The sequence below is a fragment of the Endozoicomonas sp. SESOKO3 genome (assembly GCF_024606255.1).
Genome location: NZ_JAHHPR010000617.1, coordinates 1 through 1,993, shown reverse-complemented (window position 1 = coordinate 1,993; position 1,993 = coordinate 1). Strand labels below are relative to the sequence as shown.

The 1,993-nt window shown below is 48.4% G+C and carries 3 protein-coding genes; 2 read left to right on the top strand and 1 reads right to left on the bottom strand.

Going from position 1 to position 1,993, the window contains the following annotated elements; all coding sequences use genetic code 11:
• Window positions 1–85: 85 nt before the first annotated feature.
• On the bottom strand, window positions 86–1,576 hold the full coding sequence (rmuC, locus tag KDK18_RS10860; RefSeq protein ID WP_257254921.1) for a DNA recombination protein RmuC: 1,491 nt from the start codon (window positions 1,574–1,576) through the stop codon (window positions 86–88).
• Here rmuC and KDK18_RS10855 point away from each other — a divergent pair.
• Complete coding sequence (locus tag KDK18_RS10855; RefSeq protein WP_257254920.1) at window positions 1,575–1,739, top strand: hypothetical protein; 165 nt, start codon at window positions 1,575–1,577, stop codon at window positions 1,737–1,739. The two genes, rmuC and KDK18_RS10855, sit on opposite strands and share 2 nt — an antisense overlap.
• The coding region (locus tag KDK18_RS10850) for a DUF1415 domain-containing protein (protein WP_257254919.1) at window positions 1,732–1,993 on the top strand (262 nt) is incomplete at its 3' end. The genes KDK18_RS10855 and KDK18_RS10850, both read left to right, overlap by 8 nt.

Genomic DNA, 1,993 nt, shown 5'->3' with positions numbered 1-1,993 from the left:
GGCTGCTCCCTTCCAGATTCCAGTTTATTCAGGAAACCCTTTTTTCGGATCAAGAGTCGATGCAGAAAACCGATGAATCGTCTTATCAGTCTTCATCATCCTCAATGGATTGCTGATCACACTCGATGGCTATGTCGCTTCCCAAGTCAGCCGTTTCCAGCGTCTGTCTGGGCAGCTCCTTTTTCACTCGCACCCCCAGATTCAAGAACTGATCCGCCTGAGAGATCAGATTCCCCCGACCGTGCTTCAAGGTGCCCATAGCGTCATCGTATGTACCTCTGGCACTGGTCAGTTGCTGATCCAGCTTTTCCATCTTCTCAACAAAAATACGAAGTTTGTCGTACACTTGGCGAGCCTTGTCAGCCAGCTTTCGGGCATTGGCATTCTGTCTTTCTATTGTCCAGAGGTTAGACACTGTTCTGAGTGTGGCCAAAAGTGTGGTGGGTGTTACCACCACAATACGCTTCTCAAAAGCCTCATTGAATAATTGCTGGTCATGCTGGAAGGCCACCATGAAGGCAGGTTCAACCGGCATGAACATAAAGACAAAGTCTGGCGCTTTAACCTCTGGCAGTGAGGGATAATCTTTCTCGTTAAGACTGTGGATGTGGTTCCGTATGCTTTGTATATGTCTCTTCAGAGCGGCTTCACGCTCGGCATCGGTTTCCGCATTGACATAACTCAGGTAGTCCACCAGCGAGACTTTGGAGTCAATAATCAGATGCTTTTGTTCGGGTAGATAGACGATAAAGTCAGGCCGTTTGTTCTGGCCTTCTTCATCCTTGAAATTGGCTTCCCGCTGGTACTCCTGCCCTTTGATCAGGCCACTGCTCTCCAGAATCTTTTCAACTTGCAACTCACCCCAATTACCCTGTAGCTTTTTATCACCTTTCAGAGCTCTGGCAAGGTTGCCTGCTTCATCGGTGATCTTCTGGTTCAGATTATGCAGGGTCTCCAGCTGCTGTTTGAGCGCAGCCCGACCTTCGTTGTCCGCTTTTCTGGCTTCTTCGACCTTGTTTCGAAACTCGCCGAGTTGTTCCTTGAAAGGTTTCAGCAGGTTTTCCAAACCTGCCTGATGCTGTTGTGAAACCGATTGACTCTTGGCTTCCAGAATCTCATTTGCAAGATTACCAAACTCCTCCTTAAGCACTTGTTTATTGTCTTCCAACTGCCGCAATGACTTGTCATTTTGCAACTGTTGCTCTTCAAGCCTGACCTTCAATTCCCGAACCTGCTTTTCTGCAGTAAACCGGGCTTCCTGCTCATCCCGATGTTTTAACAGACCTTCCCTGAGTGACTCTTCTCTTTCCTGAACTCTGTGTTTTTCATTATTCAGCAGGGTTTCCAGTTTTCCTTTTATAATGTGCAGGTCGCGATTATCCCATTGCAGCTTGTCCCTTTCACTGAAAAGCTGATCCTGCTCTGCGACAAGTTCAGAAATTCTGAGCCCCTGCTGATGCATCTGTGCAGTCAGCTTTGCCAATCCGGCAGCCGCTCTTTGTCTGGCAAACAGCCAGGATAATCCGGAACAGATCAAGATCAGGACAATAGCCGCAGCCATTTCAATTGCAGACATGCACGCACTCTCATCAGCACAGGTTACTACTGATGAACATTACGGTATTTTTACTGAAATCAACAGCTCAGTGCTGTTGCCTATCTCTGCCACTTTCGTGCTCCGAAAAGTACTTTCTGCCATACTTGGTGACACATTAACCCGGACTTCCCCCCATGAGTAAAGAGATTAATGCAGTCAGCCAATGGCTTAAAGAGGTCGTGATTGGCCTGGATCTCTGCCCCTTTGCAGCCTGGCCAGAGCAACACAACCAGATTCGAATCACCCTCTCAAGGGATACCACGGAAGACGCTCTGCTGGAGACGTTGCAGTCTGAACTGACACTTGCTGCCGAGACACCTGCCAGTGAACTGGAGACCACCCTGATTGTCATCGCGAACATGCTTGAGGATTTTGACGACTATAACCAGTTTCTGC